The organism is Agrobacterium sp. OT33 (assembly GCF_017313365.1).
Lineage (GTDB): Bacteria > Pseudomonadota > Alphaproteobacteria > Rhizobiales > Rhizobiaceae > Agrobacterium > Agrobacterium rhizogenes_A.
Window position 1 is genome coordinate 155,196 of the sequence record NZ_JAFLMZ010000004.1, and the last position, 11,825, is coordinate 167,020.

The window sequence follows — 11,825 nt, forward strand, 5'->3', positions numbered from 1 at the left end:
CATGAAAATGACCATCAACACCGTTGTATGGGGCGAAAATATCCACGAACACATCAATGAGACGGTGCGTTCGATCTATCCAAACGGCATGCACAACACCATCGCCGATGCGCTGAACCAGAACCCCGAGATCAACGCCACCACCGCCACGCTGCAGGAGCCGGAACATGGCCTTTCGCAGGATCGCCTCGACAAGACCGACGTGCTGGTCTGGTGGGGCCACAAGGACCATGGCGCGGTGCAGGACGAGATCGTCGAGCGCGTCGCCAAGCGCGTCTGGGAAGGCATGGGCCTCATCGTCCTGCATTCCGGCCACTTCTCCAAGCCGTTCAAGCGGCTGATGGGCACGCCCTGCGCGCTGAAATGGCGTGAGGCGGGTGAACGCGAGCGCCTGTGGACCATCAATCCGCGCCACCCGATCGCCGCCGGCCTGCCGGAACATTTCGAGCTGGAAAACGAGGAAATGTATGGCGAGCAGTTCTCCGTACCGGAGCCGCTGGAAACCGTCTTCATCTCCTGGTTCCAGGGCGGCGAAGTCTTCCGGTCCGGTCTCACCTGGCGCCGTGGTGCAGGCAATATCTTCTATTTCCGTCCCGGCCACGAGACCTATCCGACCTATCACGACGCCAATGTGCAGAAGGTCATCAGCAACTCGGTGAAATGGGCCTATAATCCGGTTGGCGCACTGAAGAGCATTCACGATGCCCCCAATGTTCCCGTCGACAAGGCGCTGGAGCCGATCGAAGAACGCGGCCCCAAGCTGCACAAGGCAGGCGAAGCAGGTTACAGGTAAAAAGCCATGAGACTTCTCATTCTCGGAACCGGCGGCATGGCCAACAACCATGCCACCTATTTCTCGCAAATCCCCGGCGTCGAACTGGTCGCGGCGGTGGATGTGGACGATGTCGTGGTGCGCGGCTTTGCGCTCCGCCACAACATCCCGCTCTCCTTCACCTCGCTGGATGACGCCATTGCCTGGGGTGAATTCGACGCGGCGGCGAATGTCACGCCGGATGCCATCCACCATCCCACCAGCCTGAAACTGCTGGCGGCCGGCAAGCATGTCTTCTGCGAAAAGCCGCTGGCGGAAAACTACGCCAAGGCCGCCGAAATGGCCGATGCCGCCGAAAAAGCCGGCCTCGTCGCCATGGTCAACCTCACCTATCGCAACGTCGCCCCCTTGCAGGCGGCGCGCGAGATGGTGCTGGCAGGCAAGATCGGCAAGGTGCGGCATCTGGAAGCCTCCTATCTCCAGAGCTGGCTGGTTTCCAAGGCCTGGGGCGACTGGATGACGGAGAGCAAGTGGCTGTGGCGGCTTTCCACCAAGCATGGCTCCAACGGCGTGCTGGGCGATGTCGGCATCCACATTCTCGACTTCGCCTCCTATGGCGCGGGCAGCGATGTGGAGCGCATCTTCACGCGACTGAAGACCTTCGACAAATATGAGGGCAATAAAATCGGCGTCTACGATCTCGACGCCAATGACAGCTTCACCATGACCGCCGAGCTTGAAAACGGCGCCATGGGCGTCATCCACGCCAGCCGCTGGGCGACGGGGCACTTGAACGAACTGCGCCTGCGCATCCATGGCGACAAGGGTGCGCTGGAAGTCATCCACACGCCCGACTATTCCAGCCTGCGTGCCTGCATCGGCGAGGATGTGGAAACGGCAATCTGGAAGACGATCGATGTCGACCCCGTGCCAACGAATTATGAAAAATTCGCCAAGGCCGTCATGGAAGGCGGCCCCGCCGATCCGGACTTCCGCCATGCCGCCAACCTGCAGAAGGTGCTCGATCTATCGATCATCGCGGATCGGGAACGGCGTGAGGTGGCTGTTTCGGCTTGATTTTCGAAAGTGCGGCGGCGCAAGCCGCCGCATGGATTGCCGCAAAGGGCGCTCCTCGCTCTCCGTCATGCCGGTCCCCGGAACAAGTCCGAGGATGATCCGGGGTCCAGCGCGATCAAGCCTTTGATCGCAAAAGACTCTTTTCCCGGCGCAGACGCGCCGTGACTGGATGCCGGATCATCCTCGGACTTGTTCCGGGGACCGGCATGACGGAGGGACCTTATAACTCCCTCAAACCCCGCGCTTGTTCCCCCACAACAGGACATGCAGCTGCGGCAGCACGCGGGCGGAAAACCAGCGGTCTTCGCTGACCTTGTCCACCAGCCATAACATCCGGTCCATCACCCCATCGATATCCACGCGCGCATCGTCATCATCGGGCGGCGGCGGGGTATGGTTGCCGGGCTGAAGAAAAACCGGCAGATGCGGAAACCGCGCGGATGCCGCCTTGGCATAGGCATAATCCACATCGTCGAAGACCACGATCTTCAGCGCCACCTGCGGCCCCTCGCCGGCCGCGGCAAGACAGTCCTCGAAAGCCTGCCAGTCCGTTCCCATGCCGCTTGATGGCGGCTTGGGGCTTAAAACCAGATGGTCGAGATCGGTAAACCAGTCTTTCGCGATGCTGCCCTGCGTTTCCAGTGCAAAACGATACCCCTCACCGTGCCCCTTGGCGATCAAAGGCCCGAGCGGCTGGATGGCGGGGTTGCCGCCGGAGAGCGATACCGTGAGCGGCACGCCGCCGGAAAGCCGCCGTACCTCCTGCCAGATCACCTCGACCGACAGCGGTTTCCACGTATCGCGGTAGTCGCTATCGACCGCATGCAACGTATCGCACCAGGAACAGCGGTAATCGCAGCCGCCGGTACGCACGAAGACGGTCGGTAGACCGATCAACACGCCTTCGCCCTGAATGGTCGGACCGAAGATTTCGCTGATGCGGATCGTGGTTTCCTTCGCTGCAATCTTATGTGCAGCCGCCGTCATGGCCGGTATTCCGCCCAGGTCTTGGCGGTTTCGCTCACCCGCACGGCGCTGGTTTCCGGCAGGCGATCCTTGCACCAGTCGTAAAAATGCTTCGCCAGATATTCCGCCGTCACCCGGTCATGGCCGAGAACGTCGTTCAGGTGGCGGTGGTCGAAATGATCGTCGATATAGCGCTTCAGCGGCGCAAGCTCGTGATAATCGCGCACGAAGCCATGCTCGTTCAGTGCTTCGCCTGATAATTCCACCTCGACAATGTAATTGTGCCCGTGCAGGCGGTTACACTGGTGATCTGAGGGCAGGCTTTTCAACTGATGCGAGGCGGAGAAGTGAAACTCCTTGGTGATGCGGAACATCAGCGCACCTCCTGGGCCACAAAGGCGTTGGTGGCGGCAACCCAGAAATCCGGGTCCTCATAGTCGGTCGGGTCGGTAACGCCGGCCAGATGAAAGGCCTCGCGCCGTTCGACGCAGGTGCCGCAGCGGCCGCAATGACGCAAGCCGCCCTTGTAACAGGACCATGTTTCGCCAAACGGCGTGCCGTATTTCGCACCATCGGTCACAATCGCCGCCTTGGAAACGGTGACATAGGGCGCAAAGAGCTTGACGTCGGCATAACCCTCAAGCGCATGCGCCTGCATGGCATTGAAGCTGTCGATGAAGCCCGGCCGGCAATCGGGGTAGATGAAATGGTCGCCGCCATGCACGGCAATCGCCACCGCATCCGCCTGCTGCGCGGCGGCCAGCCCGAAAGCGATGGTGAGCATGATGGCGTTGCGGTTCGGCACCACGGTGGAGCGCATGGTCTCTTCCGCGTAATGGCCATCAGGCACCTCCACGTCGTCGGTGAGCGCCGAGCCGGTGAGATGCGCGCCGATGGTTCTGATATCGATGACATGATGCGGCACGCCGAGACGCCTTGCGCAATCGGCCGCGTATTCCAGCTCCTTCTTGTGGCGCTGGCCATAATCGAAGGAGACGAGAGCGAGAAGTTCGTGTTCCGCCGCGATTTTATGCGCAAGCGAAACGGAGTCCAATCCGCCGGAGCAGATGACGATGGTTTTCATAATTTGGGATCCCTTGTTTTGACCGGGTGGGCTGCGACCGGATTACGGGGAGCGGCTTTAAACCAAACCGACAGGCTTGTGAAGGGCCTTGCGGATATGAGGCCAATCCGCGCCATCACGAAAATGCCCCGTCACAGCAACAAGACGAAACAAACGGGACATAAGCGGGAAACCGGCGCGATCTAGAACAATGCCGAATTTGCTGTTCTTGAAGGGTCCTGCCAATGGTGGCGGCTGATACATTTCTGTTTTCGCTGAGCAATCTCAGCTCTCTCGGCACCGGCCTGCTGATGGCGATGGCGGGCATGCTTTACGTCATGCTCACCATTCGCGGGCTGGTTGCCGCCATTCGCCATGGATAAGGCCCTCGACACAAAACGCCATCGGTTCAGGCGCAATCTCACCGCTGCGCTGGTTGTCGCCTCGGCGGCACTCGTCGCAGCGGTTGGCATAGCCCCGTTCGTGTTCCTGATCTGGATGATCAGAACCGTTGCACGGTGGCTGGGGTTTTTCATCGGCTTTTAAGGAGTTCAAGCGCGAACACGCGACGCTCGCCGCAACCGGCTGAGCGGGGAAGGCCCGGCGGACTGGCAGTACGCCGGGCCTTCTTTTTTGTAAACGGGGGCTTAGCGCAGCAGCGCCCGCGCCTCCTCGATGCCGAGTGCCGCCGGCTGGGTGCAGGTGGTCGTCATCTCGATGAAGCGGCCCTCTTCGCCTGATTTCAGGATCGAGGTCATCACGTCGATACCGTGCAGCGAGCGATCAAGCGAGCAACGGGCATCGCGGCCTTCAAGGATTGCAATCGCCATATCGGCAAGGCCTGCCGTGCGGTAATTGGCGCGCGGCCCGTTCGGGCTTTCCTGGTTGGCAATGCCGAAGGGATGCGCCCAGTCTTCCAGCGGCTGGATATTCTTGTCGCGGCCACTGGCTTCGACCACACCGCCGAAGAAGTTCGGGTCCGGCACGTAGATCGAGCCTTCCGTGCCATAGAGCTCCATATTGGCGTGGCGATGCGACCAGACATCCCAGCTGGCCGAAAGCGTGATCGTCGCGCCGTTCACGAATTCCAGCAGGGCGTGGATATTGGTCGGTGTTTCGACCGGAATGATCTCGCCGTTGAGTGGCTGGCTGGTCACCGTGCGCGTGGGGTTCGCCATCGTGGTCAGCGCGCCGACACGTTTGACCGGGCCGATGAGGTTGATGAGATTGGCAACGTAATAGGGGCCGAGATCAAGGATCGGCCCGCCGCCCTTCAGGAAGAAGAAGCCCGGATTGGGGTGCCACATCTCCATGCCGGGGCTCATCACGTGGCACGTGCCTGACGTGATGCGCCCGACTTTGCCGTCATCGATATATTGCCGGGCAAGCTGATGCGCACCGCCGAGGAACGTATCCGGCGCGCAGCCGACGGAAAGCTTCTTTTCGCGGGCGATGCGCCGCAGCTCCTCGCCTTCCTCAAGCGATAGCACCAGCGGCTTTTCCGAATAGACGTGTTTGCCTGCCTCGAGGGCTGCTTTCGACACCGGAAAATGCGCGGCGGGAATGGTGAGGTTCACCACCACGTCAATGTCCTTGTTGGCGAGCAGTTCCTCGATGGACTGCGCGACAACGCCGAATTCTTCTGCCCTCAGCTCCGCCGCATTGCGGTTGAGGTCGGCGCAGGCAAGCACCTTGATACCCTTGAAGAGCGGTGCCAGCGAAAAATATGCAGACGAGATATTGCCGCATCCGATGATGCCGACGCCAAGATCCCTGGCCATGATGAAACTCCGAAATGTGAGACTTAGTAGGTTTTGAACGAGGCGATCGAGCGGGTGATCAGCCGGTCGATGTCTTTTGGATTGTCGTGTTCGACCACGAAATGTTTCGTGGCGGATTTCGCCTTCAGCGCCGCAACGAGGCCCTTCCAGTCCACCGTGCCATGGCCGACATCGGCCCAGCCGTCTTCATCCGCATTCTCGCCCGACGGTGCGATGTCCTTCACGTGCACGGCGGTGATGCGCTTGCCGTAACTCTCGATCCAGGCGAGCGGATCGGCATTGCCTCTGATAATCCAGGCGATATCCGCTTCCCACTTCAGGTCCGGTCCGCCGGCCAGAATCTGCTCCTGCGGGGTGGAGCCATCGGCAAGCGCCTTGAACTCGAAATCGTGGTTATGCCAGCCGAAAATCAGCCCGGCATCCACGAAAGGCTTGCCGGCTTCCTGCAGGCGCTTGCCGAAAGCGAACCAGCCTGCGGCATCCGCCGGGCGCTGGTCGGGCATCAGGTAAGGGCAATAGATCGCCTCCACGCCCAGAACCTTGGCAATGTTGAGCGCCTTTTTCGGATCGCCCTCAAGAAGATCGAGGCCGAAATGACCCGTCGGCATGGAAAGGCCGTTGGCATCAAGTTCGGCGCGCAGGCCCTTCAAACCGGCATCATCCAGCGAGGCATACATGGCGCCATAACCTTCGACCTGTTTGTAACCCGCCGCCGAGAGCTTCTTCAGAATATTGGAAAACGGCTGGAAATTGCGGGCGCTGTAAAGCTGAAAACCGAGTTCTGTCATTGTCTCCTCCATAGAGATGTTGGTCTTGGGATTGTGTGGGGGGGAAAAGTAGGGCGCCTAAAGCCGTTCCTCGCTTTGCGAGTCGAACAGCGACGCCATGGCCATGTCGAGGCCGAGGCGCACCTTCGTGCCCGGCGAAAACCGCCTGTGGCCACCGACACGCACGGACATGGTATGCCCGGCATGTTTCAGCCAGATCAGATTGTCGGCGCCCATCGGCTCCTCGATATCGACAACGGCCTCATGCACTTCGCCACTGAGGATATCGGCATCGACACGGACATGTTCGGGACGCACGCCGAGTACCACGGCACGGCCGGCGGCAAGCGGCGTTTCCGCATGATAGCCCTCAAGCGCGAAAGTCACGCCATTGGTGGTGAATACCACCTTGCCGTCCTTCTCGATCAACTCGCCACGCAGGAAATTCATCGACGGCGAACCGATGAAACCGGCAACGAAGAGGTTCCGCGGCTTGTTATAGATGGTGACGGGGTCAGCCAGCTGCTGGATGACGCCGCTTTTCATGATGGCGATGCGATCCGCCAGCGTCAGTGCCTCGATTTGATCGTGCGTCACATAGATCATGGTGTTCTTCAGCGACTGGTGCAGCCGCTTGATTTCCACGCGCAGCTCCGAGCGCAGCTTGGCGTCGAGGTTGGAAAGCGGTTCGTCAAACAGGAACACATCCACATCCCGCACCAGCGCCCGGCCGATGGCGACACGCTGGCGCTGGCCGCCGGAAAGCTCGGCCGGTTTGCGTTTCAGCAGCGGCTCGATCTGGAGGATGCCGGCCGCCCTTTTGACGCGGCGGTCGATTTCCTCTTTCGGCACCTTGGCGACCTGAAGGCCGAAGGACAGGTTCTTCTCCACCGTCATCTGCGGATAAAGCGCATAGGACTGGAACACCATGCCGATGCCGCGATCCTTCGGCTCCTCCCAGGTAACGTTGCGGTCCTTGATGAAGATTTGCCCGTCGGTCGGCTCCAGAAGCCCAGCGATGCAGTTGAGGAGGGTCGACTTGCCGCAGCCGGAAGAGCCGAGCAGCACGAGGAACTCACCGTCGTAAATATCGAGATTGAGGTCTTTCAGCACGGTAACGGCACCGAAGGACAGGGAAAGATCGCGGATGGAAACGCTTTTGTTCATATAGCTCAACCTTTTACTGCGCCTGCGGCAATGCCGCGCACGAATAGCCTGCCGGAGACGAAATAGACGATCAGCGGCACGGCACCCGTCAGAAGGGTTGCGGCCATGTTGACGTTGTATTCCTTCACGCCCTGCACGGAGTTGACGATATTATTGAGCTGCACCGTCATCGGGTAATATTCCGGCCGCGTGAACACCACACCGAACAGGAAGTCGTTCCAGATGCCGGTCACCTGCAGGATCATCGCCACGACGAAGATCGGCAGCGACATGGGCAGCATGATGCGGAAATAGATCTGCCAGAAGTTCGCGCCATCGATACGCGCCGCCTTGAACAATTCCTCCGGCAGCGAGGCGAAGTAATTGCGGAACAGCAGCGTCAGGATCGGCATGCCAAAGATGGTGTGAACCATGACGAGGCCGGTCAGCGTGCCGTAGACACCCATTTCACGCAGCACGATGACGATCGGATAGATCATCACCTGATAGGGAATGAACGCACCGATGATGAGGATCGAGAAGAACAGTTCCGATCCCTTGAATTTCCAGTTGGCCATGGCGTAGCCGCTGACGGAAGCGACGATGATCGAGATCGCCACCGAAGGCACGAGGATACGCACCGAATTCCAGAAGCCACGCGAAAGCCCATCGCAGTTCAAGCCGGTGCAGGCATTGGCCCAGGCCTTCACCCAGGGCTCGAAGGTGATTTCCACCGGCGGCGCGAAAATGTTGCCGAGCCGGATTTCCGGCATGCCCTTCAGAGAGGTGACCACCATCACGTAGAGCGGCAGCAGATAATAGGCGGCAGCCACGAACAGCGTACCGTAGAGAATGATGTTGCGGCGGGAAAAAGCCTTCTTCGGCTTCTTGCCGCGCGGGCCGGAAAGCTCCTTGGAAACCGCATCGTTTGCGGCGACAACCGTGTTCAATGTGCTGATATTAGCCACGCTTCTTGCCTCCGAATTCGAGGTAGGCCCATGGAATGATGATGATCGCGACCGTCAGAAGCATCATGGTGGAGGCTGCGAAGCCCTGCCCCAGATTTTGCGCCTGGAACATGTAGTCATAGACATATTTCGCCGGCACTTCGGAGGCGATGCCCGGCCCGCCGCTGGTCTGCGCCACCACCAGATCGTAGACCTTGACGATGCCGCTGGCGATGATGACCAGCGTGGTGATGAAGACCGGCCGCATCATGGGAATGATGATGAGAATATAGGTCTTCCACATCGGAATGCCGTCGACGCGCGCCGCCTTCCAGATATCCTCATCGATACCGCGAAGGCCCGCCAGCATCAGGCACATGACGAGCCCGGTGCCCTGCCAGAGCGCGGCAATCAGGATGCCGTAGATGACGATCTGGGAATTATAGAGCGGATCGAAGGTGAAGCTTTCCCAGCCCATCGAGCGGACCACGGACTGGATGCCGAATTCCGGGTTCAGCAGCCATTGCCAGACAAGGCCGGTGACGATGAAGGACAGGGCGAAGGGATAGAGGAAAATGGTGCGGAAGGTGTTTTCGAAACGGATTTTCTGATCCATGAGCGCCGCCAGCACAAAGCCGATGACAAGGCTGAAGATCAGCGACAGCACGCCGTAGATCGCCAGATTCTGGATGGATACGATCCAGCGCGGCGCGGCCCACAAACGCTCATATTGGTCGAAACCGATGAAACTCGCGCGCGGCAGAAGCTTGGAATTGGTGAAGGAATAAACCACCGTCCAGATCGTGCCGCCGAGGAAGATCACCATGGCGGTCAAGATCATGGGAATGGAGGCAATCTTGGAATTAAGATTGCGAAAGAGCTGATTGGGGCGCCCGGAGCGCGCTTGTCCTGCCATGTTACCTCCTCCTGTAACGTTACAGTTCGCAGCCAAGCAAAAAACCTTGCCGCATGAAACCTGGCCCGTGCCGGTAATTATCGCACAGACCGGACGTTGGATCGGGGAGCGGCGAACCGCTCCCCGATCCGGAGAGATCACAATCAGTCAGCCGAGCTGATAATGCTCGCGAAACGCTTCTGTCCATCTTCCGCCGACATCGAGCCCGCGAAGAATTCCGCCATCAGGTCCTCCTTCTGTTTCTGCGTATCGGCAGAAACCAGCTGGTCGGTGCTGGTCAGCGCATTGCCCTTGGCCAGAATTTCCAGACCCTTCTTCATGCAGTCATTGGCGGCATTGAGATCGACGTCGCCACGGATCGGCAGCGAGCCCTTCTTCAGGTTGAAGGCGACCTGCGTTTTCGGATCGACGATGGTTTCGGCCAGCACGTCCTGCGCCTTGGTTTTCGCCTCGTCCTTCAGCACCGGGAAATAAAAGGCGTCGCCGCCCGTGGTGATATAGTCGTTGAGGCCCAGACCCGGCAGGCAGGAATAATCCGTACCGGCCTTCTGGTTGGCCAGCTGGAATTCGCCCTGCGCCCAGTCACCCATGATCTGGCCGCCGGCCTTGCCTGTTATCACCATGTTGGTGGCCTGGTTCCAGTCCTGAACATTGGTGCCCTTGGCCATATCGCGGGCCTCGACGGCCGCCGCGAAAATCTTCGCCATCTCGGGGCCGGCTGCCGCTTCGGCATCCTTGTCGCCATAGACTTTCTGATAGAGGTCCTTGCCGCCGATCGAAAGCGTCAGCGTGTCGAACAGGCCGTTCGCCTGCCATGCCTGCCCGCCAAGGGCGAGCGGCTGGATGCCGGCCTTTTTCAGCGCCGGTGCGGCCGCGACGAATTCCGTCCAGTTCTTCGGAACCTCGACGCCCGCCTTCTTGAAGGCTTCGTTGGAAAGCCACAGCCATTGCCAGGAATGGATGTTGACCGGCGCGCAATAAATCTTGCCGTCGATCGTGCAGCTGTCGAGCAGGCTTGCCGGCTTGATGACCTCTTTCCACTTGCCCTTTTCGGCAACGTCGGAAAGGTCGCGCATCAGGCCGGCCTGCACCAGCTCTTCCGCCTGCCGGCCATGGTTGAACTGCGTGGCGCCCATCGGGTCGCCGCCGGTGATGCGGCTGATCATGATCGGACGGGCCGTGCCGCCCGAACCGGCAATCGCGCCATCCACCCATTTATTGCCGGTCGCATCGAAAGCCTTGGCAAGCTCGGCCACCGCTGCGGCTTCGCCGCCCGATGTCCACCAATGGGTCACCTCAAGATCGGTGGCCCCGGCCATGCCCGCCGGAATCATGACACTGGCCAAAAAGGCCGCAGAAATAACACGCATTCGCATGAGTCTCCTCCCTCACTGAAACGTTGCAGTTGGAACGTATGCGAAGATTTTTGATTAGGCAACCGCCTAAGATACGAATCTATTCGGGGTCATTTCGGCGCCTTTACGGGCTTGGAAACCGTGCGGGCCGGCGGCGGGAAAATCCTCATTTCATCGCGTAACTTACTGGCAATGCTGGCTCTTTAAAGTCTGAGGCTGTGGCCGTCTCCCGCATCGATACCGGGTCTGCGGATAAATGGGCAAAACGAAAATGAAAAACTGGCACATTCTTTTGATCATCGGCCTGGTGGGGGTCGCCTCGCTATGGCTGGCAAGTTTCGCGCAGCTTGTGCCGGGAGAGCAACTTTCGCAGATGATGCGCGCGCTGATACTTGTGCAACCGACGATACTGACCGTGGCTGCCGTTGCGGTCGGTCAGGCTCTTGCGGCAAAGGTTGGACTTGGTACACCGCTGATCGACGCGTTACTGCGGAGAAATAACCACCGCATCGTGCTGCAAAGACAGTCGCCGGCCGCGCTGCTCACCGGGCTTGCTGTCGGCCTCCTGATGATCGCCTATGCACGGATTATCCTGCCATCAGTGACAGATACGGCGACGGTGGCGGGCATGAGCGCTTTTCCCGTGCCGCTGGCAACCCGGATACTCTATGGCGGGATTACCGAGGAATTGCTGACCCGATGGGGCCTGATGTTGTTTTTCGCGTGGGTGCTCTGGCGTCTGACAGGCAAGGGAGAAGTCCGTCCGCCGATTTTGTGGGCCGCCGTCATCATGGCAGCCGCCCTCTTCGCCGCCGGTCATCTGCCGTTTCTGTTCGCTATCGCCGCCCAGCCGCAACCGGCACTGATCGCCGCGATCCTGCTCACCAATTTCATACCCGGCCTGTTGTTCGGATGGCTGTTCTGGCGCCGGGGACTGGAGGCGGCGATGTTTTCCCATGCCTTTGCCCATTGTGTGAACGCATTGGCTTCGTGAACGGAAAAGGCGAGCCGGACAGCACTCCGGCTCGCCTTCGA

Annotated in this window: 14 protein-coding genes; 5 read left to right on the plus strand and 9 right to left on the minus strand. The window is 59.9% G+C overall.

What is annotated here, in order from left to right:
* Positions 1 to 7: 7 nt before the first annotated feature.
* Positions 8 to 793 (plus strand): ThuA domain-containing protein, encoded by a 786-nt coding sequence (locus tag JZX88_RS11215; RefSeq protein ID WP_065117577.1) that lies wholly within the window; start codon positions 8 to 10, stop codon positions 791 to 793.
* Positions 794 to 799: 6 nt separating this feature from the next.
* Positions 800 to 1,849, plus strand: a complete 1,050-nt coding sequence (locus JZX88_RS11220) for a Gfo/Idh/MocA family protein (RefSeq protein WP_065117576.1) — start codon at positions 800 to 802, stop codon at positions 1,847 to 1,849.
* A 231-nt stretch (positions 1,850 to 2,080) separates the two neighbouring features.
* On the opposite strand, the gene queE is transcribed toward JZX88_RS11220, so the two are convergent.
* The 3 genes from queE to queC are packed head-to-tail and all read right to left on the minus strand — an operon-like array spanning position 2,081 to position 3,899.
* Positions 2,081 to 2,836, minus strand: a complete 756-nt coding sequence (queE, locus tag JZX88_RS11225; RefSeq protein WP_206913600.1) for a 7-carboxy-7-deazaguanine synthase QueE — start codon at positions 2,834 to 2,836, stop codon at positions 2,081 to 2,083.
* Entirely contained in the window at positions 2,833 to 3,189 is a 357-nt protein-coding gene (gene queD / locus JZX88_RS11230) for a 6-carboxytetrahydropterin synthase QueD (RefSeq protein ID WP_110760619.1), read from the minus strand. The genes queE and queD overlap by 4 nt, the downstream gene beginning before the upstream one ends.
* Positions 3,189 to 3,899, minus strand: a complete 711-nt coding sequence (gene queC / locus JZX88_RS11235; protein ID WP_206913601.1) for a 7-cyano-7-deazaguanine synthase QueC — start codon at positions 3,897 to 3,899, stop codon at positions 3,189 to 3,191. The genes queD and queC overlap by 1 nt, the downstream gene beginning before the upstream one ends.
* A 224-nt stretch (positions 3,900 to 4,123) precedes the next feature.
* Here queC and JZX88_RS11240 point away from each other — a divergent pair, with 224 nt between their 5' ends.
* Positions 4,124 to 4,261 (plus strand): hypothetical protein, encoded by a 138-nt coding sequence (locus JZX88_RS11240; RefSeq protein ID WP_162854467.1) that lies wholly within the window; start codon positions 4,124 to 4,126, stop codon positions 4,259 to 4,261.
* On the plus strand, positions 4,254 to 4,424 hold the full coding sequence (locus JZX88_RS11245; protein ID WP_206913602.1) for a hypothetical protein: 171 nt from the start codon (positions 4,254 to 4,256) through the stop codon (positions 4,422 to 4,424). Before JZX88_RS11240 ends, JZX88_RS11245 begins: the two co-directional genes overlap by 8 nt.
* Before the next feature lie 101 nt (positions 4,425 to 4,525).
* Here the strand turns inward: JZX88_RS11245 and JZX88_RS11250 are convergent, their stop codons facing one another.
* The 6 genes from JZX88_RS11250 to JZX88_RS11275 form a co-directional block, all read right to left on the minus strand.
* Positions 4,526 to 5,659, minus strand: a complete 1,134-nt coding sequence (locus tag JZX88_RS11250; protein WP_065117572.1) for a Gfo/Idh/MocA family protein — start codon at positions 5,657 to 5,659, stop codon at positions 4,526 to 4,528.
* Between the two features lie 23 nt (positions 5,660 to 5,682).
* The gene (locus tag JZX88_RS11255; RefSeq protein ID WP_110760626.1) at positions 5,683 to 6,447 is read right to left on the minus strand and encodes a sugar phosphate isomerase/epimerase; all 765 of its coding nucleotides are present in this window, start codon (positions 6,445 to 6,447) and stop codon (positions 5,683 to 5,685) included.
* A 57-nt stretch (positions 6,448 to 6,504) separates the two neighbouring features.
* Positions 6,505 to 7,593, minus strand: a complete 1,089-nt coding sequence (locus tag JZX88_RS11260) for an ABC transporter ATP-binding protein (RefSeq protein WP_206913603.1) — start codon at positions 7,591 to 7,593, stop codon at positions 6,505 to 6,507.
* Positions 7,594 to 7,598: 5 nt separating this feature from the next.
* A complete protein-coding gene (locus JZX88_RS11265) occupies positions 7,599 to 8,540 on the minus strand; it encodes a carbohydrate ABC transporter permease (RefSeq protein ID WP_206913604.1) in 942 nt (313 codons plus the stop codon).
* Positions 8,533 to 9,435: a carbohydrate ABC transporter permease gene (locus JZX88_RS11270; RefSeq protein ID WP_003525111.1), complete on the minus strand. Its 903-nt coding sequence runs from the start codon at positions 9,433 to 9,435 to the stop codon at positions 8,533 to 8,535. Before JZX88_RS11270 ends, JZX88_RS11265 begins: the two co-directional genes overlap by 8 nt.
* A 143-nt stretch (positions 9,436 to 9,578) precedes the next feature.
* Positions 9,579 to 10,811, minus strand: coding sequence for an ABC transporter substrate-binding protein (locus JZX88_RS11275; RefSeq protein ID WP_142855874.1), 1,233 nt, complete (start codon positions 10,809 to 10,811; stop codon positions 9,579 to 9,581).
* Between the two features lie 250 nt (positions 10,812 to 11,061).
* On the opposite strand from JZX88_RS11275, the gene JZX88_RS11280 reads away from it, so the two are divergent.
* Positions 11,062 to 11,784, plus strand: a complete 723-nt coding sequence (locus JZX88_RS11280) for a CPBP family intramembrane glutamic endopeptidase (RefSeq protein WP_206913605.1) — start codon at positions 11,062 to 11,064, stop codon at positions 11,782 to 11,784.
* Positions 11,785 to 11,825 lie beyond the last annotated feature (41 nt).

What these genes read in the sequence shown, in the direction of transcription:
- JZX88_RS11215 (WP_065117577.1), top strand. Translation starts at nt 8, where the DNA reads ATGACCATCAACACCGTTGTATGGGGCGAAAATATCCACGAACACATC.
- JZX88_RS11220 (WP_065117576.1), top strand. Translation starts at nt 800, where the DNA reads ATGAGACTTCTCATTCTCGGAACCGGCGGCATGGCCAACAACCATGCC.
- queE (WP_206913600.1), bottom strand. Translation starts at nt 2,836, where the DNA reads ATGACGGCGGCTGCACATAAGATTGCAGCGAAGGAAACCACGATCCGC.
- queD (WP_110760619.1), bottom strand. Translation starts at nt 3,189, where the DNA reads ATGTTCCGCATCACCAAGGAGTTTCACTTCTCCGCCTCGCATCAGTTG.
- queC (WP_206913601.1), bottom strand. Translation starts at nt 3,899, where the DNA reads ATGAAAACCATCGTCATCTGCTCCGGCGGATTGGACTCCGTTTCGCTT.
- JZX88_RS11240 (WP_162854467.1), top strand. Translation starts at nt 4,124, where the DNA reads ATGGTGGCGGCTGATACATTTCTGTTTTCGCTGAGCAATCTCAGCTCT.
- JZX88_RS11245 (WP_206913602.1), top strand. Translation starts at nt 4,254, where the DNA reads ATGGATAAGGCCCTCGACACAAAACGCCATCGGTTCAGGCGCAATCTC.
- JZX88_RS11250 (WP_065117572.1), bottom strand. Translation starts at nt 5,659, where the DNA reads ATGGCCAGGGATCTTGGCGTCGGCATCATCGGATGCGGCAATATCTCG.
- JZX88_RS11255 (WP_110760626.1), bottom strand. Translation starts at nt 6,447, where the DNA reads ATGACAGAACTCGGTTTTCAGCTTTACAGCGCCCGCAATTTCCAGCCG.
- JZX88_RS11260 (WP_206913603.1), bottom strand. Translation starts at nt 7,593, where the DNA reads ATGAACAAAAGCGTTTCCATCCGCGATCTTTCCCTGTCCTTCGGTGCC.
- JZX88_RS11270 (WP_003525111.1), bottom strand. Translation starts at nt 9,435, where the DNA reads ATGGCAGGACAAGCGCGCTCCGGGCGCCCCAATCAGCTCTTTCGCAAT.
- JZX88_RS11275 (WP_142855874.1), bottom strand. Translation starts at nt 10,811, where the DNA reads ATGCGAATGCGTGTTATTTCTGCGGCCTTTTTGGCCAGTGTCATGATT.
- JZX88_RS11280 (WP_206913605.1), top strand. Translation starts at nt 11,062, where the DNA reads ATGAAAAACTGGCACATTCTTTTGATCATCGGCCTGGTGGGGGTCGCC.